Below are 23457 nucleotides of genomic sequence, written 5' to 3' on the forward strand. Positions count from 1 at the left end.
GGCACTGGCACTGGCACTGGCACTGGCACCGGCACTGGCACCGGCACTGGCACTGGCACCGGCACCGGCACTGGGGGCGACGGCACTGGAGGTGGTTCTGGTACGAGCCGCTGCCAATCGATGTCTGATCAGAACGCAACTTACCAATGCGTCGGACGAGACGTGATCTCGCTTGTAGCGGGCGGCTTCACGACCTTTGTGGGCAACACCAGCGAATACATCAATACCGGCACCCAGACAGTAGAAACGCGAGGCCCGGCGGCTCAACTATGCTCGGTAACCAAATCAGATGGAATATGGCACTTCAATACGCCATTCCGTAATTTCACCATCCCTGCATTAGATGAAATGGTGACTACATTCAACGAAAATTTGAGAAATGGTTATGCGGCTATGCAAAGCCTTACGCCATTGGGCGGTGGTGAAAATCTACTAACCTATACGATCTTGGTGGATAAAGAAGGCAGTGTTTATCGCACAGCAATGGTTACCACTAACACTAAAGAAACCTACGCCTGTACTTTTGATCCCAAGCAATCCACGTCATCACCGAATCAGCCATCCGCCGATGAGTTTATACCTTGGAACAACAGCAGAAATGGCACGGTTGTAAAAGATGCATCTGATAATAGTTTTTCTTTTCACCGTAAAGATGGCTGTATATATAGCCATAACATGAAAACTACGTATACAAATTTCTGCCTGGTACCTGGATCTGAAAATAGAATACGCTTCAAGAATCAAGATTATTATGTGTTGCACATTGCTGCCCGCGATGGCGGGTGTATTACTGGGCTGGGGTTGGATGATGGGAGGCAGGTCGACATCTTCACCACATCTGTGACAGAGGCAACCGCACAAGTGCTGCCCACTAAATGGGTTATGTGCCCGAAATAAATTAAAGGCAATTGATACTTCGCTGTTGTTCCAGCGACGGCAAGTATCTATTGTTAAAAAATCCTCTTCGGAGGATTTTTTACGTGAATGACATAGTCACACCTGCGCGGTTCGCGGCGGCAACCGTCGGAATATGTGGGTCCACCCACCACCACATCGCTTCCTGCGCTTGCTCAGCCCTGCAAGGATTGCAGCAACTGCAAAAGCTCCACTTGCCTGTGGCAGCCGGTTTTACGCAACAGGTTTTTAAGATGCGTACGCGCCGTGTGCCAACTCATGTCCCCTTCAGAGGCGAAATCCTTAACCGTTTCGCCTTTGACCAAACTCAGCGCAAGCTGCGCTTCGGTGGGTGAAAGGCCCAGCATCTCTCTCATCAGATGAGGGTCAAGGTGAGGTGCGGCACCAGAAACGGCTGCGATGACCATGGCCATGGGTGCTTGTTGCTGAGAGGCGCAGATGTGCGAGGCATTCAGCGGCAAGATGTTGAGCGTTAAGCGCCGTTCGCCATCTCCCAAGATGAGGGCACCGGCCTTGCCAGGTAGAGCGCACGCACCGCGTACCAATTGCACCAGCCGGCCAGAGGCCTTCGCGTGCGCGCAATGAAGCCGCCCATACCGAACGGCTAGCGCGCTGGATTGGGCCAGTAGCTTCTCTGCCGCGGCGTTGGCGTGATGGATGCGGCAATCCAGGTCCACCACTGCAACGCACTGCCGCAGCGTCTCCAGTGCCGCCATCCCCAGGCTGGCACTTCGTGAGAGTGCAAGGGTACCCGCGCGCAGTTTGGCTGCGCGGGTGATGTCAGGCATCAGCTGCTCTATGAAACGCTTGTCTTCCAAGGAGAACGGCTTGGCATCCCGGGGGCGGATGAAGCTCACAAGTTCGCGCGCGCTGCCCTCTGTGCGCACCACAACCCCCGCCGTATGCTTGAGTCCCAGGGGTATGAGCCAGTCTGCGTACACGGAGTTGCGAAGCGCCTCGGCCTCACTCACGTGTTCATGATCCAGCATGATCTCTCCGGGGGCGAGACCTAACGTTGCCATCAGCCGAAGATCGTTGCCAGCATGCTCTGTTTCGTATTCGGCCATGTTACGGGCCTGCAGGCCAAACTCCTCCACATTGCCCACGCTCTCTGGGGTGGGTGTCTCGCCTGAAAACAGCGTGAAACCGTGGAATATGCCCGCCTGCAGGTGCGTGCACATGTCATCCATCGCGGCATACCAGGCCCCAGGCTCCAGTACCCCGTCATAGAACCTCCCCGCAATAAGTTGTGCCTGCTCGTTCATGGTGAGTCCACCCTTACTCAGTCACCCCAGGCAGGATGCCGTCACAACGTGAACCGCAGATCCTGTGCATCTTCGTGCTTGGGTTTCAGGAGGCTGTGTCAGAGCCTTCTGCTAATTTCTCATCCATTATTCGCTACTTTTTTACGAATGTAAAAAAATGTGTGGGAATTCCCTCTCAGCCCTGCAAGGACTGCAGCAATTGCACCAACTCCACTTGCCGGTGGCAGCCGGATTTGCGCAAAAGGTTCTTGAGATGCGTACGTGCGGTGTGCCAACTCATTTCCCCCATAGAGGCGAAATCCTTGACAGTCTTGCCCTCAACCAAAAGCAGAGCAAGCTGCGCTTCCATGGGCGAGAGGCCCAGCATCTCCCTCATCAGATGGGTGTCCAGGTTCGGCGTGGCGCCAGACACAGCTGCCACGACCATGGCCATGGGCGCTTGGCGCAGAGAGGCGCAGATGTGTGAGGCATTCAGCGGCAGGATGTTGAGAGTTACCCGTTGCGCGCCGTTTCTCAGGATGAGAGAGCCGGCCTTACCGGGGATGGCGCACGCCCGGCGTACCAACTGCACCAGCCGGCCAGAGGCCTCCGCTTGCGCACAGTGCAACCGCCCATACTGAACAGTCAGCGCGCAGGTTTGGGCCAGTAGCCTCTCAGCTGCCGCATTGGCGTGATGGATGCGGCAATCCATGTCCACCACGGCAACGCATTGGCGCAGAGTCTCCAGGGCTGCCGTCCCCAGGCTTGCGCTTCTGGCGAGTGCGAGTGTGCCCGCGCGCAGCCTGGCAGCGCGGGTGATATCAGGCATCAGTTGCTGGATGAACCGCTTGTCCTCCAAGGAGTACGGCTTGGCATCCCGAGGGCGCATGAAGCTGAAAATTTCTCGTGCACTTTCTTCCGCGCGCACCACAACAGCTGCAGTGTGTTTGAGCCCCAGGGGCATGAGCCAACCTGCATACACGGAGTTGCGAAGTGCCTCGGTCTCGCTCACGTGCTCATGATCCAGCATGATCTCCCCAGGGGCGATGCGCAGCGTTGCCTCCATTCGACAATCGTTGGCGGCGTGCTCTGTTTCATACTCGGCCATGTGCCTGGCCTGTAGGCCAAACACTTCCAGATTTCCAATGCTTTGGGGAACGAGCGCCTCACTTCCCACCAGCGTGAAGCTGTGGAATATGCCCGCTTCCAGGCGCGTGCACATGTCATTCATGGCGGCATACCAGGCATTGGGCTCCAGCACCCCATCATAAAAACGCCCTGCTATATCCTGTGTCTGTTCGTTCATGGCGATCAGCCCAGTCTCAGCGATTGCAAAAGGGCGACAAGTTCCAGCTGACGGTGACACCCTGACTTGCGCAACAGGTTCCGGATGTGCGTGCGTGCCGTGTGCCAGCTAATTTTTTCGCTTTCAGCGAAGTCTTTAACGGTCTTGCCTGCCTCTAGCGAGAGTGCCAACCGGGTTTCTACGGGCGACAGGCCCAGTATTTCGGCAATGACATGCGGATCAAGATCTCCGGGGGCTGTGGGCTTGCGCAGTATCAAGAGTGCCAGCGGACTTTGGTGCGAGGCTGCCAGGAGGTGTTGAGTGTTGACGGGCATCACCGTGATGACCAAACTGTTCAATCCAGGCCCGGAATGAAATGTTCCAGCCATTCCCGTTCCCTGGCGTGTGCAGGCCGCCGCTACGGTAGATTGCAGTCGGGCTTTCGTACTCTCGTCGTGGCAGGAAAGTTGGCCGTACTGCACCACCAAGGCGCCCGCACTTGCGAACATGCGCTCAGCTGTGGGGTTCGCGTATTGGATGCGGCATTGGGCATCAACAAGCGCAATGCCTTGCGGTAGGGCGGCGAGCGCGGTGAGCCCCAGGGCTGCTTGCTGAGCCAAATCGCTGGCATGGGCGCGCAAGCGGGCAGCCCTTATCAAATCTGGCATAAGTTGCGAAGCAAAATCACGCTCTCGTTGGCTGAAGTGCGCTTGGTCCTTGGCACGCATGAAGCCTAAATACTGTTGAACGCTACCCTCTACGCGCAGCATCAAGCCCATGGTGTATTTCATGCCCTGCGGGGCCAGGCAGTCTGCATATAGCGCACTGCGTGACATGTGGCGGTCACTGAAATGTTCGTGGTCCAGCATGACCTGGCCTTGGCCAAGCTGCATGGCAATAGGAACCCGTTCGTCGATCAAGGCATAGTGCCGGTCGTAGTTTTCTACAGCCTCTTCGTTGTGTTCGCTGGCAATGCTTTCAAGCACGGAACCTTGCCGCACATCCACGGTCAATTGGTGAAAATTGAGGCCACCCACGGCCTCGCTGAACGTGGCGATGCCGTCGTACCAATCCTGCTTTGACAGGATCCCGTCATATAGCAAACTGCTGATCTTCCTCATCCCCGGTTGAATATGGCTTGTCATAGCGCATCCATTTTTTTGGGGTTCATGTCATACCCCTATCTGGCGTCTCCGGCTGATCCCTAGCCAGGCGAGCGCCAGGCCAAGCATGGCCAAGGCCCATGTGGATAAGGTTGGTACGGGTACAGGGGTAACCAGCTGAGAGCTCATGACTCCCACCTGCCCTGGATCAACAATCCGGCCATTGACCTGCCCGTCGTCATCTCCCTGCCCGCCATCGCGCAGCGTTAGTGTCACGGTGCTGCTACCCGGCTGAGCCACTGCGTGGCTATAGGGCGCCCATACCCCAGCGTTCAGCTTCCAATACCGCACGCCCTGTGGCAAGGCGCTCGGATAGGTGAGCGTGAGCGTCACATCAGTTGGATCGCACCCTGCCAGCGCAAAGTCCAGCAGCCCGTGTGGGAAGCTCAAGCCCGTTGGTGGGGCAGTAGCGGCATCGCCTACTGGCAACACCCGCACATGCTCAAAGCGGCAGGTGCTGCCACCTCCGGTGACGCTTGCAGTCACAGTGCCGGAGCTGGTGGGCGAGGGGGCAGAGAATGAGCTTGAGTTAACCAAAGGTGTAGCCGGATTGGAAGGGGTAGGTGGTGTACCGGTGTCTGCGCTGCTGCCTGCTTCGTTAAGAGCTTCCACGGTGAAGGTATAGGTCTGTCCGTTGACCAAACCGGTGAATGTGCAGGTCGTGGCCGTGGCGGGGGTAGGCGTGCAGGTCTGGCCGCCTGGCTGCGCGGTGACCACGTAGCCGGTGATGCCACCGCCGGTATCGGCAGGCGGTGTCCACGTCACGGTCACTTGGCCTGATGTTGCGGGTGTGGCCTGCACGTTGGCGGGAGTACCTGGAGAGACTTGTCGAGTGATGGCGACGACATAGGTGCGTGTGGAGGTTTGATCGCCGGACGTGACTTCCACAGTTACCGTGTTGGCGCCCGGATTAAGTGCGAGAGTGGTGGCATTGCCGCTGCTGGCCGCGCCACCGTTGATGGTGATGGTGGCATCACCAATCCATGCGGTTGGGGTGATCGTGGCGCTTGCGCTTTGCACAGTAGCGGAGTAGCTCGAGGTGGCGCTGTCGAAGGCCGGTAAAACGGCTACGGGGTTGCCGCTCGCGGCCAGTGCCAAGTTCAGCAGGCGTGATTCATTGGAGAGAGCGCCATTGGTGCGTTTGAAAACGCTGCGGCCACTGGTGCCTGCGAAGATCGTCTGGCCGTTATTGGCTACGGCCAGGGAGTACACGTTTAGGTGGATCAGCCCATTGTTGACGGCAGCCCAGGAGTTGCCCCCGTTGGTGCTTTTGAATACACCGGTGCCAGTGCCCGCGAAGATCGTCTGGCCGTCGCCGAAAAGCTTGAGAGACTGCACATTGGATGAGCCCATCAGCCCATTGTTTACGGCCGTCCAGGAGTTACCACCGTTGGTGCTTTTGAACACCTGGTTGCCAGTGCCCGCGAATATTGTCTGGCTGTCGCTGCTTAGCACAAGTGAGTACACAGATGGCCTGTTGTAGATCAAGGCCCAGGAGTTGCCACCGTCCGTGCTTTTGAACACGCCGCGAGAAGCGGTCCCCGCGAATATCGTCTGATTGTCGCTGCCGAGCGCCAGCGATCTCACATCTGTATCGCTCAGCCCATTGTTGACGGTGGTCCAGGAGTCTCCGCCGTTGGTGCTTTTGAACACGCCTTCATAGTTGGTGCCCGCGAAGATCGTTTGACCATCGCTGCTTAGCGCTAGAGAGTGCACTATTTGATAGGAGAGCCCCTCGCCATTGTTGACGGCGGTCCAGGAGTTCCCGCCGTTGATGCTTTTGAAGACGCCGCTGTTGGTGCCAGCGAAAACTGTCAGGCCGTCGCTGCCCAGTGCCAGGGAAGGAATACGGGACGCGCTTAGGCCGTTGTTTGCGGTGGTCCATGAACTGCCGCCGTTGGTGCTTTTGAAGACGCCGTAATTCGTGCCGGCGAAGACCGTCTGGCCGTCGTTGTCCAGCGCCAAGGAAGGTACAGAGAGATAGTTCAGCCCATTGTTGACTGCCTCCCAGGAGTTACCGCCGTTGGTGCTCTTGAATATGCCGCGGCCCCAGGTACCAGCGAAGATTGTTTGGCCGTTGGTGCTCAGTGCGTGTGCGTACACGGACAGGTTGGAGAGCCCATTGTTGACGGCCGCCCAAGAATTGCCGCTGTCGGTGCTCTTGAACACTCCACCACCGCTGGTACCGGCGAAGAGCGTTTGACTGTCGCTGCTCAGCGTAAGTGAGTACACGGAGAGGGCCAGGCTGTTGGACAGCCCGTTGCTGACGGAGGCCCAGGAGCTGCCTCCGTTGGTGCTTTTGAAGACGCCGCCGCCATCTGTGCCGGCGAAGAGTGTTTGACCATCGCTGCCCAGCGCCAGGGATCTCACATCGTTATCGGTCAGCCCATTGTTGACTGCGGTCCATGAGCTGCCGCCGTTCGTGCTTTTGAAGATGCCGCCGTAGGTGCCAGCGAAGACGGTCTGTCCGTCGCTGCTCAACCCCAGGGAGTACACAGTCTGGTTGGTCAGCCCATTGTTGACGGCAGCCCAGGAAGTTCCGCCGTTAGTGCTTTTGAACACGCCTTCATAGCCGGTGCCCGCGAAGATCGTCTGACCATCGCTGCTCAGCGCCAGGGAGTACACAGACGCGGCGGTCAGCCCATTGTTGACGGCGGTCCATAAATTCCCTCCGTTGATGCTTTTGAATACGCCGCTCCCATCGGTGCCAGCGAAGATTGTTTCGCTGTCGCCGCTGAGCGTCAGGGCTTCCACCTTCCGATTTGGCAACCCATTGTTGACGGTGATCCAGGAGATACCGCCGTTGATGCTTTTGAACACGTCGCCACCGATGCCAGCGAAGACTGTCTGACCGTCGCTGCCCAGCGCCAGCGCCTGGATGAATCCTCCACCGCCAGGCCCGATAGGTTCCCACGCATTCACGGCCCAGGCCGTTGAGCTCACGCTCCCCCAAAGCAGCACAAACACCAACAGCCAACGCAACCACCAAGGTCTATCGTGATGTTTCCTTGCCCCAGCATTGAATGGGCAAACAGTGGCAGCGCTCATGGTGACCTCGGATCAATCGAAAACATCCAAACACGAGCGCTCCGCAATTCGCATGGCGGGTAGCTGCAGGCCCCAGCAGGCGTATATGCCTGCGGCTATGAGCCCAACCAGGAATGGGACTGACCCATACAGGGCAAGGCAAACCTCCATATGGGTTTTCTCCCTCCCGGCTCCCTCGCTTCATGCGGGCGTCGCGCCCTCTTTGGGGGATATTCGTTGCAAAACGTGACGCGCGCCATACCGCAAATGAGGTATGTCGTGTTCAGGCGCTCTAGAGTCGTTTCCGCTGGCAGCCCTGGGACCGCCGAGCTCCCGCTTGGCTCTCTCGGCTAAAAAGTCCCAGCCAAGCCCCTTATCGACGCCATGAAGCTTTTGGCGTCAAGCGGGGTAAGGGTGTTTTCAGTGTCTTGTGCGCTGAAAGCCCACCACCACATCACCCTAAGGCAAATCAACCAACCTTTTGCGCCATTAAAGTCGGCGCGGCTGCCAGGTAAGCCGATACGTGCAGCCGTATGACTGCATCAATGCCCATCGAAGTTGAGTTTCGATAAACGTGCCGCCTGATCGCAAGGTGCGAGATAGCGCCGTGGAGCAACCAACCGATTTCCTGGCGCAGATCCAATTGCGTTGGCAGCGCCAAGCCAGCATCAAAAGCCGTTTCTTCTACGATGGTGTCCAACAGCGTCTTGATGACGGCGGTGATATACGCCGGTGCCATTTCCACCTCTGCCAGGGAGGCATAGAGAAACAGCCTCAGCCAACCTCTGGTCAGAACGCCCTCGTAGTACTCCCTGTAAAACCAGAGCAGGCGTTGCTCCAGCGCAATATTGCGGTCGCGGAGCTTTTCCAGCCAGACGGCCTTGAAAGGGCCCGCGATGTTGGCTTCGTAAACGGCCTCGATCAGCGCAGCTTTGCTGGGGAATATGGTGTAGAGCAGCCGCTGAGACACGCCGCAGGCATCGGCCAGGGCGCGGGTTTGAGCGGTTAACCCATATTCTGAGAAAAATTCGAACGCCTTCGCCAAAATTTGCGCCTTGCGCTCGCTGGCGGGCATGCGAGACGTGGCACGACGCTTGCTTGACGGGAGCGTCGGTGCCGGGGCCTTGTCTTGCCTGTTGGCCGCAAGAAGATCTGACTTTGCTTTCATCGTGGCGGTGCCCACTGCTTCGAATCCTGTTGAAGAGGCTATGGGCCTGTGAATTCCAGGGTCGGCCATCCGACAAAAACTGCCCTCGCTGAGGCCCATTTTCGCTATCGGCGCTCCAAGTCCGGCAGCCTCCTGGACTTGGGATCACTTTACCTTGAAAATATATATCGTCAATTGACGATGTAATATCGCGAACCTACTCATTTTTCCCTTCCTTCTTCCTTGAAAGGTCGTTCATGATCTACGAAATGCGCACGTACCAGATCCAGCCGGGAAAAGCCGCTGAATTCCTCAAGTTTTACCAGGAGCAAGGCCTGGGCATCATCACGCGATATGCCAGCTTGGTGGGTTGCTGGGTCAAGGAATCCGGTGTGCTGAATTCCACTGTGTTCATATGGGCTTACGAAGATTTTGGTCACCGTACTGCTCAGCGCACCAAGCTGGCCCAAGACCCTGAATGGCAAAGCTTTGTGCCCTCTATGCTGCCCTATTTGGTGCACCAGGAAAGCGTTTTCATGACGCCGGCTGCGTTCTCCCCCGCAAAGTGAACCGCACCGGGGTGACCATAACGGTGCAAAAGCGTCCCTAATATCGTCACTTGACGATATAGACAAACTGCGGCAACAATAACAACGGGTCGGGTCATTGGCGGAGCCGGTGATCTGCGAGCCCATCCGAACTTGCGCAAGCGCGCGAACCAGCTTCGCGTACCACCCAAAGGGAGATTTTTCGATGAGCCAGAACTGGACCAGCGACAGCAACCGTCGTGATTTCCTCAAGTACGCTGCGGCTGCGGGCGCCGCTTCCTCGGGTGCCCTTTCGCTTGATGCGTTGGCGCAAAACGCGCCCATTAACCTGTCTACCTGGTCTGCTGCGGTGGATCTGGTCAGGAGCCACGTCACGGCTTTCGAAAGCAAGATGGGGCTGAAGGTCAACTACAGCAATGCGCCCTGGGCTCAGTACCGTGAGGCCATGGTCACTAAGTTCGTGGGCAAGGCGCCTATGGATGTTCTCTGGGTTTCGGACAGTTGGCTGCCTGAGTGGGCAGATGCCGGCTGGATCGCCCCCATCAACAACTACCCGGAGTTGATGAAGTACAACGCCGACGCAGATGACTTCTGTACGAAGTCCATGCAGTACAAAGGCAAGCAGTACGGCCTGACCTACTACTCAGACTATATGGCCTTCTTCTACGACGAAGAAATCCTCAAGAAAGCAGGCATTGCAGCGCCACCCAAAACCTGGGACGAGCTGCTGCAGCAATCTCTCAAGATCAAAGCCGCAGGCCTCTCTGAGTATCCCATGATGCTTTCCATGGCTCGGGAAAGCTGGCTGATCGAGTTCCTCACGGCCATGGTGTATTCCAATGGCGGCCGTTTCACGGATGACAGCGGCGCTGCGGTGATGGCCGATCCCAAGAAAGGGGCGCAACAAGCTTTGCAGTGGATCGTAGATGCCGTGCAAAAGCACAAGATCATCTCTCCTGCATGCGTAGAGACAGGTGAGCTCAACGGCTTGAAATCCTTCGGCTCAGGCAACCATGCGTTCGCCCTGCTCAGCCGGTATCGCATCCGCACGCTGAACGATCCCAAGCAATCGGCGGTGGCAGGCCGCATCAAGCAGGCACTGATACCCGCAGGCCCTGGCGGTTCTCACATGACCGTGGGTTGGATGCGCTTTCACGGGATGTCGGCCCAGGCCGCGGCGAACAAGGCGCGCGCGGCTAACGCGGTGAAGCTGATTGAATGGTTCGGCGGCAAGGCTGACGGCAAATACCAATTCCAGAAGCTGCTGTTCAACGATCTGGGAACGGGTTTCGGTGTCAAAGAGCTGTTCCGTGACCCTGAAGTGCAGGCCAACTATGCCAAGTATTCGGATCTGTCGATGTACGAGGCGCAGCAGAAGCTTGTTCGCAAGAAAGACGTAATTACCCGTTGGTTCGGCGAGTGGGACGAAGTGAACGGCACAGCATGGCAATCAGCCGTGCTTGGCAAGACTCCAGTAGCGGCGGCACTTAAGAAATCCTCCGACGCCTGGAACGAAATGCGCAAGTCCTGAGGCGCGGGCGATGGCCGCACGGAGGTACGGCCTCGTCATAAGCTAAGGCGCCATGTGAAGCCGCGCAGCAGGCGTGATCACATGCGCAGATTTCCGTAAAAAGACACACCCAGTGTGGTGCGTCGTCGGTCTACTAAATTCAGCCCCATGAACGCCCAAAAGCCCCAGCGCCGCCCCTGGTTGATCTTGCCATCGAGTCGGTACGACCAGCACAGCGCCATGCTGTTCCTGGCGCCGATGATGGCCGTGCTCATGATCGTGGCTGTGTTTCCGGTGGTCTACTCGTTCTGGGTCAGCTTGCATGATTTGAAGCTCACCAGGCCACACCGCGTACCTTTCGTCTGGTTTGCCAATTACTTCAAGATTTTCCAGGACCCTCTTTTCTGGGAGTCGGTGGGTCGCACGTTCAGCTTTACTGTGATGTCCGTGCTGGCCATCATGGTGATCGCCACCATGATGGCGATGCTGTTGAATGAGGAGTTCCGAGGTCGGAGAATTCTCTCGACCATTCTGCTGATCCCATGGGCGATTCCCTATGTGGCCAACGGACTGATGTGGAAGTGGATCTACGACTCCGGTTATGGCGCGCTGAATGGCCTGCTGCTGCAGTTGGGGTTCATCGACAAATACGTGGTGATGCTGGGGGATGTGAGCAAGACAATGCCTCTCATCACGAATGCCTTCGTCTGGAAAGAAGTGCCCCTGGCGACCATTCTTCTGCTGGTAACGCTCAAATCCATTCGGCCCGATCTCTATAGCGCCGCGAAGGTAGATGGTGCGAATGCCTGGCAGCGCTTCGTTCACATCACCCTGCCCTCGTTGGTGCCAGGGTTCGCGCTCGTGATGATCTATGAATCCATGATGGCCATCCGCCATTTCGATCTGTTCTTCATCCTGACAGAAGGCGGCCCTGCAGATGCTTCCCACGTGCTGGCCTGGCAGGTGTACGTGGAAACCTTCCGCAAGCTGGCCTTCGGCACAGGCTCTGCGCTCGCCTACATCATGGCCATCGCCACTTTCACCTTGGCGTTTTTCATTATCCGCAGCACCAGCCGAAAGCTTTGATCGGCTCACCAACCCGCGGAGAAATAGTCACCATGAAATACCTACCCTCGCCAAGGCAAGCACTGATCTTCTGTTGTTCGGTCGTCTTTGCGCTTTACGTCTTGGCCCCTGTGGCCTGGCTGGTGTCGTCGTCATTTCAGTCTGAAGCTGAAATCACGTCGGTGCCCCCGCACTGGGTGCCAGAGCAGCCCACGCTGGAAAACTTCTCGGCCATCTTCACCTCGGGGGACACAAAGATGACCTACGAGACTCGCAAGGAGGGCGATACCGCCACGGGAGGTTTCATCCCCTCCACTGCGAGCAACCTGCTGCCTTCCATGAAGAACAGCTTCATCGTGGCGTGCGCTGTGGTGGTGCTGAACTTGCTCATCGGTGTGCCAGCAGCGTATGCACTGGCCAAGATCCGCTTCATTGGCCGTTCGTCGTCCATCTACTTCATGCTGACCACGCGGGTGATTCCAGATATCGCCCTGGTCGTGCCCTTCTTCCTCTTCATTCAGAAGCTCGGGTTGATGGACACGCTTTCCTCACTGGTCATCACCTATCTGGCCATCACGGTGCCATTCACCGTGTTCATTCTCCTGGGGTACTTTGAATCGCTCCCGGATGAGTTGGACAAGGCCGCACGCGTAGATGGATGCTCGCGTCTGCAGACCTTGTGGCTGGTCTATTTGCCATTGGCACTGCCTTCACTCGTGGCCGTTATCTTGTTCACCTTCCTGACCAGCTGGAACGAGTTCTTGCTGGCACTCATGTTTACGCAAACGACCGCCTCACAGACCATGCCAATTGTGGTGGCTTCGTTCACCTCAGATTTCAACATCAGCTTTTCGTTCATCAACGCGGCTGGCGTCATGGCCATCATTCCCCCGGTGATCGTCGCCATTTTGTTTGAGCGTTACATCGTTTCTGGTCTGACCGCAGGTGCGGTCAAGGGATAGATCGCAAGCACGTTCCAAGAGCATTACAGGAGTACAGATTGGCCAGAATCAAGTTTGAATCTGTCGGCAAGCGTTATCCCAACGGTTATGTCGCACTCGAGAATCTGAACCTCGACATCGGGGACAAAGAATTTTTGGTGCTGCTGGGGCCATCAGGCTGTGGCAAGTCCACCACGCTCAACATGATCGCCGGTCTTGAAGATGTGACCGAAGGCGAGTTGACCTTCGATGGCGAAATCATGAACACGGTACCGCCTCACAAGCGAGACGTGGCCATGGTGTTCCAGAGCTACGCGCTTTATCCGCACAAGACGGTGTATGAAAACATTGCCTTCGGCCTGAGGATGCGCAAGTACGAAAAGGCCGAAATTGACCGTCGCGTGAGAGATGCGGCGCGCAAGCTGGCCATTGAGCCCCTGCTGGAGCGGCGCCCGGAGCAACTCTCGGGCGGGCAGCGTCAGCGGGTGGCACTGGGCCGTGCCATGGTCAGGCAACCTCAGGTGTTCCTGATGGATGAACCGCTCTCAAACCTTGATGCGGCGCTGCGCATTTCCATGCGAGCCGAGATCAAGCAACTGCACCAGGCGATGCAGACGACCTTCGTCTACGTGACCCACGATCAAGCTGAAGCACTCACGCTGGCTGATCGGATCGTCGTGATGCAAAGCGGGGTGGTGCAGCAGATCGGCAGCCCGGACGCGATCTACGAGCGGCCACGAAACATGTTTGTAGCGTCATTCCTGGGCAACCCTCCAATCAACTTCATGGAAGGGTGCCTCACACCAGCAGGAGATGGCCTGAGCTTTGAACGCGGTGATCTGAAGATCTCCTTGCCCTCCGCTATGGCAGAACGCGTAAAGGCGCGTGCTGGTCAGGACGTGGTGCTTGGTTTGCGCGCGGAAGACGTTGTAGAGACAAGCGGGCCAGACCATAGCGCGTGCATTGCAGGCCGCGTGGTCTCGGTTCTGCCTGTGGGCTCTGATCAATTCATCGAAGTGGAGGTGGAGGGTGTGAAGCTTTTCCTGCGCCTTGGCAAGGAATACCGCCATCGTGAAGGCGAGCAGGCCACGTTGTATCTGAACCCCAACCGCCTGCACCTCTTTGACAAACAAACCACGCAGAGCTTGCTGTGGGATTGATCTTGATCTCAAAGGCGGCAGTAAATCACATGTGGTCTTCACGGGCGCCGCATGCCTATTGATGTCCTTTGCCTGAATTGAGCGCGCGGTGAAGCCGGCATCCTTTGAATACCACCGTCCCGCCTCCATTGGTGAGGCGTTGACGTTGCTCGCGGAATACGGGGCTCAGGCGAAGCTGATCTCCGGAGGACAGAGCCTGATACCCATGATGAACATGCGCCTGGCCAGTCCTGCGCACCTGATCGATATCAATGATCTGTCTGAACTGGCTGGCGTGAAAGACCGCGGAGATCTCATTGAGATCGGCACGCTCACTCGGCATCACGAAGTGGCCTCCTCTTCCCTGACGGCAGTACATTGCCCACTGGTGTCTCAAGCAGCCAGCACCATTGGGCACTATGCGATCCGCCAGCGGGGCACCCTGGGCGGTAGCTTGGCGCATGCTGATCCGGCGGCGCAGATGGCATTGGTGGCATGTACGCTGGATGCGCGCATCACCCTCGCAAGACATTCAGGTGAGCGCGAGCTCGCGAGCGCTGATTTCTTCGAAGGGGCCATGACCACCGCAGTCCGGCCCGATGAAATGATCGTGCGTGTGGGCTTTCCAAAGCAGCAACCAGGAGAGCGCTCCTCGTTCAAGTTGTTTTCGCGTCGCCACGGCGATTTCGCGGTCATTGCGGTAGCTATGGTGCTGGGCATGAAAGACGGAAAGGTCAATAAGCTGCACATAGGTGTAGGCGGTGCGTCGCCTGTACCTGTTCGCTTAGATGCGGCGCTCGAAGATTTCCTCGACAAGACACCAGATGCACCTTGGGTAGTGAGCGTGGGGCTGGCGGCGTATCACGCAATTGCACCAGAGGAATCTACCCGCATACCTGCGATCTACCGCAAGGAGCTGACTCAGAGTCTGGTCATGCACGCGCTGAATGACTTGCTGGCTGAACAAGGGATGGAAGCCGCATGAACAAGTCCAGGATCATGCTGACGGTGAACGGCCAGAACATAGAGTTTGATGCCGAACCCAGGAAGCTGTTATCTGATGCACTGCGCGAGGACTGCAGGCTCACGGGCACCCATGTAGGGTGCGAACATGGTGTTTGTGGGGCCTGCACTGTGCTGGTGGATGGCCGGCCGCAGCGTGCTTGCCTTTCCTTTGCCATTCAGATGGAAGGCCACGAAGTCACCACGATCGAAGCCATAGGCTCGCCGACAGGCTTTTCCATCTTGCAGGAGGCGATGCATGTTGCCCACGGCTTGCAATGCGGCTTCTGTACGCCAGGCATTGTGATGACCTTCGAAGCGTTTCTGCGGGAGCATCCGGATCCTTCAGAGGCAGACATCAGAGAAGCGCTGTCGGGCAATCTATGCCGTTGTACGGGTTACCAGAATATTGTTAAAGCGATCGTTGATGCTGCACAGCGGATGAAGGGGGCGGGTTGTGTGCCTTTGGATACGGCATTGGCGAAAGAGGCTTGTCCTCACGCCGTAGCCGGCCGCCCCAACCCTATCCCAGAGGGAGAGGGCGTAAATCCAACACGACAGAACTTTGAACAGGCTCTCAAACCATGAGCTCTTCAGAATTCCGCCATATCGGTGGCCACCAACCCCGAAAGGAAGACGCCCGCCTGCTCACCGGCAAAGGCCGCTACATCGACGACATCGTGGTCGACAATGCCCTCCACGCCTGCTTCATCAGATCCCCCCACGCCCACGCCCGCATTCTCTCCATCGACACCACAGCCGCGCAAGACATGCCCGGTGTCGTAACCGTAGTCACCGGTAGGGATCTGCAAGATTGGACAACCAGGCACCGCATGGCCCCTCCGATCGACGGATTGCACCCCATGGAAATGGACACCTTGCCCATAGAAAAGGTTCGATTCCAGGGAGACCCCGTGGCTTGCGTGGTGGCCAATGACCGCTACCTCGCAGAAGATGCGGCAGAACAAGTGCAGGTCGAATACGAGCCCCTGCCTTCTGTGACCAATCTCTGGCGCGCGCTCGAACCCGACGCGCCGCGTGTGGATGAGTCCCTGCCGTCCAATCTGCTCTCGCATCAACAGGCGATGCATGGCGACGTAGCTGGCGCCATGACATCCGCCTTCCGGATCGTGGAGTCCACGTTCTCACAGCACCGGCAAACACACCTGCCAATTGAAACCAGAGGATGCATTGCGGAGTGGGACGAGGGGCGCGAGCACCTGTTGTTTCAGGTGGGCACACAGGTGCCTCATCCATACCGGACCACCTTGGCCGCGAGGTTGCGCCTGAAAGAAACCCAAGTCACGATTGCGTCGCCAGATGTGGGCGGCGCGTTTGGCCAGAAGATCGCGCTGTACCGTGAAGAGCTCACTGTGGCGGCCTTGGCCATCCAGCTCAAGCGCCCGGTTCGCTGGCGTGAAGACCGCATGGAAAACCTGCTGGCTTCGGCACAGTCTCGCGAGGACCATTGCCGCACCCGGGCCGCCGTGGATGAGCAAGGGCGGGTGTTGGCGCTGGAGATGGAGATGGTTGAAGACTTCGGCGCCTACAGCTTCTACCCCGGCAACTATCTGGCGCGCGTGGTCGCCATGATCCTGACCGGGCCTTACCGCATTCACCATTACCGCTACGACGTGCGGGTCGTGCTTTCCAACAAAACCGGCAACGCGCCCATGCGTGCACCCATGGCCATTACCAGTTGGGTCATGGATGGCACCATGGATTCGATCGCCCGGACCCTGGGCCTCGACCCCATGGAAGTTCGGCGCATCAATATGCTCACGCGCGAGGAGATGCCCTTCACCATGCCCACTGGTGAGGTTCTGGTGGATGTCACGCCTCGTGAAACGATGGAAGGTGCGCTGCAAGCCATTGACTACCCCGCGTTTCGTGCGCGCCAAAGAAAGGCGCGTGAAGAGGGCCGTTTGTTGGGGCTAGGCCTTTGCAACGTGGTCGAATCAACTACCTATGGCTCCAAGTTCTACAAGGCAGCGGGCATATTGGGTTCCGGCCATGAAGCGGCCTGGGTGCGCATAGAACCCTCTGGAGAAGTGAGTGCCGCCGTCGGTCTGGGGGCCTCCGGGCAGGGTTATGAGACTTCGCTCGCCAACGCCGTGGCCGATGGGTTGGGCGTCTCTCCTGCCTGCGTCAAGCTGCATCTCGGCCATACGGATATCGCTCCTTATGGCATGGGTAGTCGCGGCGCACGGGGTGGTACTGCCGGCGGTGGCGCGCTCTATCTGTGTGCTCAGATGGCACGCCAAGCCGTGCTTGAGATTGCGTGCAACTTGCTAGGGGACGTGGACACCAAGCATCTTCGTCTCATGGATGGCCGCGTTCAAAGTTCGGCTGCAGGCCCATGGGAAGATACTCCCCTCACGCTGGCGGACATGGCACGCACGGCCTACCTGGACCCGCTGGCGCTGCCACCGGGCATGAAGCCTGGCCTGGAGTTTCATACAACCTATGAACCCCCTCCCATGACCTACTCGAACTCGAGCCACGTATGCGTGCTGGAGATCGATGGTCAAACCGGAGCCATTTACTTTGAGCGCTACATCGTGGCCGAGGACTGCGGCACCGTACTCAATCAGTTTGTGGTGGAAGGCCAGCAGCACGGGGCGATTGCCATGGGCTTGTCGGGCGCCTTGTACGAACACGTGGAATACGACGACGTCACGGGCCAAAACCTTTCAGGCTCGCTGGCGGATTACCTTGTCGCCACTGCGTGCGAACTGCCGCACTTCGAGTTGCTTCCCATGCACACACCCAATAGGCAAACGCCGGGTGGCATGAAAGGCATGGCTGAGGGGGGCGTCATGGGGGCCATCGGCGCCGTGACGAACGCGGTCAACGACGCGCTTTCTTTCCTGGGCGTGGTGGCCGAGCGCCAACCCCTCACGCCCATCTACATCCGGGAGTTGCTGCGCAATTCTCCTCATTCCACTTTCACCAAGGTGCAATCATGAGTGCAAACCAATCAGATCTGCGCGTGGGCTTTGTCGGCCTAGGCATCATGGGCCAAGCCATGGCTGGCCATCTTCTCGCTGCGGGGCATCCGCTGCGCATCTACAACCGCACGCGCTCCAAAGGCGATGCACTTGTTGAAAGAGGCGCTATGTGGTGCGACACACCCGCTGAGGTGGCTGCTTCCTCTGATGTGGTCATCACTATGGTGGGTTTTCCGAGCGATGTGGAGCAGGTCTGGCTCGGCGCAGAAGGCATTCTGAAAACCGCGCAAAAGGCCGTATTGATCGATATGAGCACTTCCAGCCCAGCTTTGGCGCAGGAGTTGGCCGCCGAGGCGTTGAAGCGTGGCTGCGTGGCTCTGGATGCTCCAGTTTCCGGTGGTGATGTGGGGGCGCGCGATGCCAAGCTTTCCATCATGGTGGGAGGCGATGAGGCCGCATTTAGCCGCGTGTTGCCAGTGCTCCAACTGATGGGAACCAATATTGCCCATGCCGGAGCAGCAGGGGCCGGACAACACACCAAGATGTGCAACCAGGTCGTCATTGCCTCGACCATCATGGGGGTATCTGAAGGTTTGGCTTATGCCAAGTCCGCCGGGCTGGATCCGGAGCGGGTGTTGCAAACCATAGGCTCAGGCGCAGCGGGTAGTTTTCAGCTCAACGTCTTGGGCGTGCGTATTGTCAAAGGTGATTTCGCACCAGGGTTTTTCATTGAGCACTTTCTCAAGGACCTGGGTATTGCCTTGTCAGAAGCAGAACGTATGGGCCTGGAGTTGCCGGGGGCGGGTCTGGCGCGGAAACTCTACGAACAACTCGCTGCAAGAGGCCTCAGCCGCCAGGGCACGCAGGCGCTTTATTGCCATTACGTTCAGGAGTGAGCATGGAGTTCTTCGGCGAATACCGCATCGCGGCTCCCCAGCAGCGCGTATGGGAGGCGCTGAATGATCCGGCGATCTTGAAGGCCAGCATTGCTGGTTGCCAATCACTTGAGAAAACAGGTGAAAACAGCTTTGCCGCCATCGTGACCACCAAAGTGGGGCCTATCTCCGCCACATTCCGGGGCTCGCTGGAGTTTTCAGAAATAGACGCTCCCAATGGCTACACGCTCACCGGTCGCGGGCAAGGCGGTGCGGCAGGGTTTGCCAAGATGAGTGCCAGCGTGGGTTTGCGTCCGGACGGCGAGTCGACCATATTGCGCTACACCGCCGGAGCGGAAGTGGGCGGCAAGTTGGCCAGTGTGGGCAGTCGCTTGATCCAATCGGTGGCCAAGAAGAATGCGGACGATTTTTTCTTAGCCTTTGCCAGGCAATTGACAGGCGAAACACAAGACTCTTCCCTCGCTGCAACGCAAGGGGGGGGCGCTATGCAAGCGCAAAAGTCCGTGCAGGCAACGCCGTCGATCAGCACCGGCTCCAGTGGTTATGGGCAAACCGCCCCAGCGTGGCTGGTCGTTTTTGGAACTGCGGTTGGCGTGGCCTTGGGGTATTGCCTGGCGTTGGTCATGCGCTGAGCTCACCGGCCGGAAAAACGCCCCGGAAGTGCCTCTATCCAGGCATCCATGGCCGCGTTGCGTTCCTTCAATGCTTCCCCCACGTACTCAACAAAGGTGTGGATGCGCGCACTGAGATGCCGCCGGTGGTGATAAACCGCCAGAACCGGGTGCACTTCAAAAGAGCGGTTGGTAAAGAGCGGAATCAAGGCGCCGGAATCAATATCGGGGCGCACATGAAAATCCCCTAGCCGGGCAATTCCCGCGCCCTGCCTTGCCATTTCAATCAGAGCGCCGCCATCGCTCGCGGAGAAGTTACCCATCGTGGCTTGCTCATGCGTTTCCTGCGCCAAACTCATCTGCCACTGGTTCCATGCATCCTTCACGGTGAAGTTCAGGCAGTTGTGCTGCACCAGGTCTTCCGGTTGCAAAGGCATGCCGCATCTGGCCAGGTAGCTTGGAGATGCGCACACGATCCAGCGAACCGTAGACAGTGGTTTGGAGACCATGGATGAATCCGGCAGGCGTCCGGAATGAATGAGCAGATCCAGCCCGCGTTCTGCGAGGCTTGGTGCGTCAAGTCCCATGAACATCTCTATGCGTACCTCTGGGTACTTTGCAAGAAATGAGGCGATGACTTTCGTCAACTCGATCCTGCCAAACACAGGCGCCGCATGAAGTCGCAAGTTGCCGCGAACATCTTCCTGCGCTTGCGTGGCAGCACTTTGGGCGCTCTCCGCCGCATCCAGCAATGCCTGTGCCTTGCCGTAGAAGGCACGCCCGGACGGCGTGAGCGTCACGGCGCGTGAGGTTCTGTCGAACAAGCGAACCTTGAGCCGGCTCTCCAGGCGATCAATGGCTTTACTCACTGTGGAGGGCGAGAAGTGCCAGTCCATGGCGGCCGCTGAAAAATTGCCTCGTTCGGCCACGCGGACGAACAACGCCACATCGCTGATTCGATCAATCTGCTGGGCTCGGTTATTCATAGTTCTATCGTAGGAAGTGGATCAGCTGAAGCCAGTTTTGCACAGATCGTGCCGCATCTGTGAAGAATTTTCACAATAGCTTTTCCATGGATTCGTTTGCCGCTAACCGGGGCAGGGGTGCACGATCGGGCATCGGGGCGGGTAAGCCCTTCTAACGGAGACAAAAATGAAAACTCAAATGGCAGCGGCTGCCCTGACCGCTCTTCTTGCTGTGGGCATGAATGCCCAAGCTGCAGAATTTGCGCCCACCCGCCCTCTGGTCATCGTGGTGCCGGTTCCCCCTGGCGGCACCACAGATATTCTGGCGCGCCTGCTGGCAGACAAGCTCACCACCACCTTCAAACAACCTGTAGTGGTAGAGAACCGGCCGGGTGGAGCCACGGTCATTGGCGCCCGCCAAGTGTTGAATGCACCCGCAGATGGCCAGACCATGTTCCTGGGAACGTTTGCCACCATTGCCAATACTTACTTGAGCAAATCCAGCAAGGTGGCCTACACCGATTTTGATCCGGTGTCCTTGGTTATCAACACACCCAATGTGTTGAACGTGGGGCCGGGAGCCAACTACAAAAGCGTGGGGGATCTGGTGAACGCGGAAAAGGCCAAACCGGGCAGCGTGAGCTTTGCATCCACAAGCAATGGTGGCTCGCCCCATCTCTCAGGCGCCTTGTTCAACAGCATGGCCAAGACCCAGATGGTTCATGTGCCTTACCCAGGTTCTGCCCCGGCCATTGCAGATCTCCTGGGCGGGCATATTGGGGTGATGTTCGACAACCTGCCTGCGGCGCTGGCTCAGATCAATGCAGGAAAGCTTCGGCCTCTGGCGGTTACCACCAAGCAAAGAGTCCCAGCCCTGCCTAATGTGCCTACCTTGGCGGAGTCCGGCTTTCCTGATTACGAAGTTAACGCCTGGTTTGGCATGCTTGCGCGCAAGGGCACGCCGCCGGAGGCCATCTCCGCGTGGAGCGATGGCATCAAGGCGGCACTGGATTCGCCAGATGTCAAACAGAAGCTGATTTCTTTGGGCGCCATACCGGTTGGCAGCACGCCTGCAAACTTTGCGGCGTATCTCAAAGCGGAAGACGAAAAATGGGCGCGCGTTATTCGTGAAGCCAACATCAAACTGGATTGAGTGAAGCCATGCAAGCTCAAACGATTCGAATTGGATGCGGCTCTGGTTGGTGGCGTGACCGGGTGGAGCCGGCTGTGGTCAACGCCAGAGACGGGAAGCTGGACTTCCTTTGCTTTGAGACCATGGCGGAAGCCACGGTGTCTTTCGCGCAGACCCGCAAGCGCCAGGACCCCTCCTTCCCCGGCTACGAGACGCTGTTGGAAGAGCGAATGCGCAAGGTCATTCCGCACTGCATGGCCAATGGAACGCGCATCATCACCAATGGTGGGTGGATCAATCCTCTCGCGGCGGCGCAGGCCACGGCGCGGATTTGTGCGGAGCTGGGGTTTCCCGGCGTCAAGATCACGGCGGTCATTGGGGATGATTTGAGTGAGCGCGTCTTTACCCTGGCCGACAAGATCATGGAAACGGGCGCACCGGTGAGTACCTTGCGCGAGACCTTGATCTCCGCAGAGGCCTACGCCGGGGTGGATGGCATTGTGCAGGCGCTCAATGAGGGCGCGCAGATCGTGATCACCGGCCGCGTGTCTGACCCTTCGCTTTTCCTGGCCCCAATGATCCACGCCTTCAATTGGTCAGTGGATGACGCCAACCTCATGGCGCAGGGCTCGGCTGTAGGGCATCTGCTGGAATGCGGCGCGCAAGTCACCGGAGGGTATTTCAGCGACCCTGGCTTCAAGGATGTTCCAGACCCCTGGAATCTTGGGCTACCCATCGCCGAGGTGAGCAGATCAGGAGACACCGTGATCACCAAGGTTGGTGGAACCGGTGGGCGCGTCAATGCGCAGACCGTGAAGGAGCAGATGTTCTATGAGGTCGGAGATCCATCTGCCTATCTCACTCCAGATGCGGTGGTTAATTTCTTGACCGCTCGCGTAGAAGAAATTGGTGAAGACCGTGTGCGCTTTTCTGGCGTTACGGGCCGGCCCAAACCTCAAACGTTGAAGGTATCCATGGGGTGCAAGGAAGGCTTCATTGGAGAAGATTGGTTCTTCTATGCGGGCCCTGGGGCGCTGGCGCGCGCAAAACTGGCCAAGCGAATGCTGGAAGAGCGATTCAAGATGGTGGGCTTGGAAGCGCAAGACTTGCGGATTGATTTCCTGGGGGTTAATGCCGTGCACCGGGAGGCCTCACCCCCTGTGGAGCATGAGCCTTATGAACTCGCCGTGCGGGTGTCGGCGCGAACAAAAACGCGCGAGATGGCGGAAAAAATAGGTGGCGAAGTCGATGGCATGGCGGTATCTGGCATCGCGGCTACGGGCAAGCGTTTGCCTTTCAACGAGCGCACCCGGGAGGTCATTGGGATCTGGTCCACGCTCGTGGACCGGGGCGCGATTGGTGTTCAACTGCATTCGCTTGAAAGCTGACTATGGAAATAGCACTGCGCTACCTTGCCCACAGCCGTTCGGGAGACAAGGGCAATATCTTTAACGTGGGCGTCTTCGCCTATGAGCCGTCTGCCTATCCGTATCTGGTGGAACAGCTCACCGCTGAAAAAGTCTGCGCCTTTTACAAGGTGGCCGAGCGTGTAGACCGCCACCTTGCAGACAACATCTGCGGCATGAATTTTGTGATGCACAACGCATTGGCAGGTGGGGTGTCGCGCACCCTGGCTTTGGACAACTATGGAAAAGCCATGTCCAGCGCGATCTTGCGCATGCCCATCGATCTGCCCGAGGAGCTGGCGGAGCAGGCGCTGAAGCGATTTTCAGCGGTACTCCAAAGCTGATCAACGTGCGTTGGCGGGCCTGTGGTCCATAGATGCACACATTAGCTCGCACTGACTCTATGAACCTTCAGTGCGAGCGCGAGAAGTAAAGACGGGCGAGATCGCGTTTCACGCCCTGCACTAGTCGTATCATTAGTGTTACTTTTTTTTGTGCGCCGCCTTTTCT

At 57.9% G+C, this 23457-nt stretch carries 20 protein-coding genes; 14 read left to right on the forward strand and 6 right to left on the reverse strand.

Annotation, left to right across the window (positions count from 1 at the left end):
• Nucleotides 1–162 precede the first annotated feature (162 nt).
• On the forward strand, nucleotides 163–897 hold the full coding sequence (locus tag G518_RS0118290; protein ID WP_028603783.1) for a hypothetical protein: 735 nt from the start codon (nucleotides 163–165) through the stop codon (nucleotides 895–897).
• A 173-nt stretch (nucleotides 898–1070) separates the two neighbouring features.
• Here the strand turns inward: G518_RS0118290 and G518_RS0118295 are convergent, their stop codons facing one another.
• From G518_RS0118295 to G518_RS0118320, 5 genes are all read right to left on the reverse strand, one after another.
• Nucleotides 1071–2180 carry a helix-turn-helix transcriptional regulator gene (locus G518_RS0118295; RefSeq protein WP_028603784.1) on the reverse strand — a complete coding sequence of 370 codons (1110 nt, stop codon included), beginning with the start codon at nucleotides 2178–2180 and terminating at the stop codon, nucleotides 1071–1073.
• 175 nt (nucleotides 2181–2355) lie between these two features.
• Nucleotides 2356–3465: a helix-turn-helix transcriptional regulator gene (locus G518_RS0118300; RefSeq protein WP_028603785.1), complete on the reverse strand. Its 1110-nt coding sequence runs from the start codon at nucleotides 3463–3465 to the stop codon at nucleotides 2356–2358.
• 5 nt (nucleotides 3466–3470) lie between these two features.
• Nucleotides 3471–4589, reverse strand: a complete 1119-nt coding sequence (locus G518_RS0118305; protein ID WP_036595240.1) for a PAS domain-containing protein — start codon at nucleotides 4587–4589, stop codon at nucleotides 3471–3473.
• A gap of 27 nt (nucleotides 4590–4616) precedes the next feature.
• Nucleotides 4617–7655 carry an IPTL-CTERM sorting domain-containing protein gene (locus tag G518_RS38635; protein WP_084651968.1) on the reverse strand — a complete coding sequence of 1013 codons (3039 nt, stop codon included), beginning with the start codon at nucleotides 7653–7655 and terminating at the stop codon, nucleotides 4617–4619.
• Nucleotides 7656–8103: 448 nt separating this feature from the next.
• Nucleotides 8104–8802, reverse strand: coding sequence for a TetR/AcrR family transcriptional regulator (locus G518_RS0118320; RefSeq protein WP_245598021.1), 699 nt, complete (start codon nucleotides 8800–8802; stop codon nucleotides 8104–8106).
• Between the two features lie 236 nt (nucleotides 8803–9038).
• Here G518_RS0118320 and G518_RS0118325 point away from each other — a divergent pair, with 236 nt between their 5' ends.
• The 10 genes from G518_RS0118325 (at nucleotide 9039) to G518_RS35805 (ending at nucleotide 19465) form a co-directional block, all read left to right on the forward strand.
• Nucleotides 9039–9350 carry an NIPSNAP family protein gene (locus G518_RS0118325; protein ID WP_028603788.1) on the forward strand — a complete coding sequence of 104 codons (312 nt, stop codon included), beginning with the start codon at nucleotides 9039–9041 and terminating at the stop codon, nucleotides 9348–9350.
• A gap of 184 nt (nucleotides 9351–9534) precedes the next feature.
• Complete coding sequence (locus G518_RS0118330; RefSeq protein ID WP_028603789.1) at nucleotides 9535–10860, forward strand: extracellular solute-binding protein; 1326 nt, start codon at nucleotides 9535–9537, stop codon at nucleotides 10858–10860.
• Between the two features lie 147 nt (nucleotides 10861–11007).
• Nucleotides 11008–11925 carry a carbohydrate ABC transporter permease gene (locus tag G518_RS0118335; protein WP_051237001.1) on the forward strand — a complete coding sequence of 306 codons (918 nt, stop codon included), beginning with the start codon at nucleotides 11008–11010 and terminating at the stop codon, nucleotides 11923–11925.
• A 32-nt stretch (nucleotides 11926–11957) separates the two neighbouring features.
• Nucleotides 11958–12866 (forward strand): carbohydrate ABC transporter permease, encoded by a 909-nt coding sequence (locus G518_RS0118340; RefSeq protein ID WP_028603791.1) that lies wholly within the window; start codon nucleotides 11958–11960, stop codon nucleotides 12864–12866.
• Between the two features lie 38 nt (nucleotides 12867–12904).
• Nucleotides 12905–14005 carry an ABC transporter ATP-binding protein gene (locus tag G518_RS0118345; protein WP_028603792.1) on the forward strand — a complete coding sequence of 367 codons (1101 nt, stop codon included), beginning with the start codon at nucleotides 12905–12907 and terminating at the stop codon, nucleotides 14003–14005.
• Between the two features lie 88 nt (nucleotides 14006–14093).
• Nucleotides 14094–14969, forward strand: coding sequence for an FAD binding domain-containing protein (locus tag G518_RS0118350; RefSeq protein WP_028603793.1), 876 nt, complete (start codon nucleotides 14094–14096; stop codon nucleotides 14967–14969).
• Nucleotides 14966–15574, forward strand: coding sequence for a 2Fe-2S iron-sulfur cluster-binding protein (locus tag G518_RS35800; protein WP_084651969.1), 609 nt, complete (start codon nucleotides 14966–14968; stop codon nucleotides 15572–15574). Before G518_RS0118350 ends, G518_RS35800 begins: the two co-directional genes overlap by 4 nt.
• Nucleotides 15571–17955, forward strand: a complete 2385-nt coding sequence (locus G518_RS0118360; RefSeq protein WP_028603794.1) for a xanthine dehydrogenase family protein molybdopterin-binding subunit — start codon at nucleotides 15571–15573, stop codon at nucleotides 17953–17955. The genes G518_RS35800 and G518_RS0118360 overlap by 4 nt, the downstream gene beginning before the upstream one ends.
• A complete protein-coding gene (locus G518_RS0118365; RefSeq protein ID WP_028603795.1) occupies nucleotides 17952–18833 on the forward strand; it encodes an NAD(P)-dependent oxidoreductase in 882 nt (293 codons plus the stop codon). Before G518_RS0118360 ends, G518_RS0118365 begins: the two co-directional genes overlap by 4 nt.
• 2 nt (nucleotides 18834–18835) lie before the next feature.
• Complete coding sequence (locus G518_RS35805) at nucleotides 18836–19465, forward strand: SRPBCC family protein (protein ID WP_084651971.1); 630 nt, start codon at nucleotides 18836–18838, stop codon at nucleotides 19463–19465.
• Nucleotides 19466–19467: 2 nt separating this feature from the next.
• On the opposite strand, the gene G518_RS35810 is transcribed toward G518_RS35805, so the two are convergent.
• On the reverse strand, nucleotides 19468–20430 hold the full coding sequence (locus G518_RS35810; protein WP_051237003.1) for a LysR family transcriptional regulator: 963 nt from the start codon (nucleotides 20428–20430) through the stop codon (nucleotides 19468–19470).
• A 166-nt stretch (nucleotides 20431–20596) separates the two neighbouring features.
• Here G518_RS35810 and G518_RS0118380 point away from each other — a divergent pair, with 166 nt between their 5' ends.
• Genes G518_RS0118380 through G518_RS35815 form a run of 3 tightly spaced genes read left to right on the forward strand, consistent with a single transcriptional unit; the run spans nucleotide 20597 to nucleotide 23291 of the window.
• Nucleotides 20597–21562, forward strand: coding sequence for a Bug family tripartite tricarboxylate transporter substrate binding protein (locus tag G518_RS0118380; protein WP_028603796.1), 966 nt, complete (start codon nucleotides 20597–20599; stop codon nucleotides 21560–21562).
• Between the two features lie 8 nt (nucleotides 21563–21570).
• Nucleotides 21571–22929: an acyclic terpene utilization AtuA family protein gene (locus G518_RS0118385; protein WP_028603797.1), complete on the forward strand. Its 1359-nt coding sequence runs from the start codon at nucleotides 21571–21573 to the stop codon at nucleotides 22927–22929.
• Between the two features lie 2 nt (nucleotides 22930–22931).
• Nucleotides 22932–23291, forward strand: coding sequence for an AtuA-related protein (locus G518_RS35815; RefSeq protein WP_051237005.1), 360 nt, complete (start codon nucleotides 22932–22934; stop codon nucleotides 23289–23291).
• Nucleotides 23292–23457: the final 166 nt, after the last annotated feature.

It is taken from the genome of Ottowia thiooxydans DSM 14619, assembly GCF_000422885.1.
GTDB classification, from domain to species: domain Bacteria; phylum Pseudomonadota; class Gammaproteobacteria; order Burkholderiales; family Burkholderiaceae_C; genus Ottowia; species Ottowia thiooxydans.

What these genes read in the sequence shown, in the direction of transcription:
- G518_RS35805 (WP_084651971.1), top strand. Translation starts at nt 18,836, where the DNA reads ATGGAGTTCTTCGGCGAATACCGCATCGCGGCTCCCCAGCAGCGCGTA.
- G518_RS0118300 (WP_028603785.1), bottom strand. Translation starts at nt 3,465, where the DNA reads ATGAACGAACAGACACAGGATATAGCAGGGCGTTTTTATGATGGGGTG.
- G518_RS0118305 (WP_036595240.1), bottom strand. Translation starts at nt 4,589, where the DNA reads ATGACAAGCCATATTCAACCGGGGATGAGGAAGATCAGCAGTTTGCTA.
- G518_RS0118380 (WP_028603796.1), top strand. Translation starts at nt 20,597, where the DNA reads ATGAAAACTCAAATGGCAGCGGCTGCCCTGACCGCTCTTCTTGCTGTG.
- G518_RS0118325 (WP_028603788.1), top strand. Translation starts at nt 9,039, where the DNA reads ATGATCTACGAAATGCGCACGTACCAGATCCAGCCGGGAAAAGCCGCT.
- G518_RS0118385 (WP_028603797.1), top strand. Translation starts at nt 21,571, where the DNA reads ATGCAAGCTCAAACGATTCGAATTGGATGCGGCTCTGGTTGGTGGCGT.
- G518_RS0118295 (WP_028603784.1), bottom strand. Translation starts at nt 2,180, where the DNA reads ATGAACGAGCAGGCACAACTTATTGCGGGGAGGTTCTATGACGGGGTA.
- G518_RS0118335 (WP_051237001.1), top strand. Translation starts at nt 11,008, where the DNA reads ATGAACGCCCAAAAGCCCCAGCGCCGCCCCTGGTTGATCTTGCCATCG.
- G518_RS0118330 (WP_028603789.1), top strand. Translation starts at nt 9,535, where the DNA reads ATGAGCCAGAACTGGACCAGCGACAGCAACCGTCGTGATTTCCTCAAG.
- G518_RS0118360 (WP_028603794.1), top strand. Translation starts at nt 15,571, where the DNA reads ATGAGCTCTTCAGAATTCCGCCATATCGGTGGCCACCAACCCCGAAAG.
- G518_RS35800 (WP_084651969.1), top strand. Translation starts at nt 14,966, where the DNA reads ATGAACAAGTCCAGGATCATGCTGACGGTGAACGGCCAGAACATAGAG.
- G518_RS0118320 (WP_245598021.1), bottom strand. Translation starts at nt 8,802, where the DNA reads ATGAAAGCAAAGTCAGATCTTCTTGCGGCCAACAGGCAAGACAAGGCC.
- G518_RS0118365 (WP_028603795.1), top strand. Translation starts at nt 17,952, where the DNA reads ATGAGTGCAAACCAATCAGATCTGCGCGTGGGCTTTGTCGGCCTAGGC.
- G518_RS38635 (WP_084651968.1), bottom strand. Translation starts at nt 7,655, where the DNA reads ATGAGCGCTGCCACTGTTTGCCCATTCAATGCTGGGGCAAGGAAACAT.
- G518_RS35810 (WP_051237003.1), bottom strand. Translation starts at nt 20,430, where the DNA reads ATGAATAACCGAGCCCAGCAGATTGATCGAATCAGCGATGTGGCGTTG.
- G518_RS35815 (WP_051237005.1), top strand. Translation starts at nt 22,932, where the DNA reads ATGGAAATAGCACTGCGCTACCTTGCCCACAGCCGTTCGGGAGACAAG.
- G518_RS0118340 (WP_028603791.1), top strand. Translation starts at nt 11,958, where the DNA reads ATGAAATACCTACCCTCGCCAAGGCAAGCACTGATCTTCTGTTGTTCG.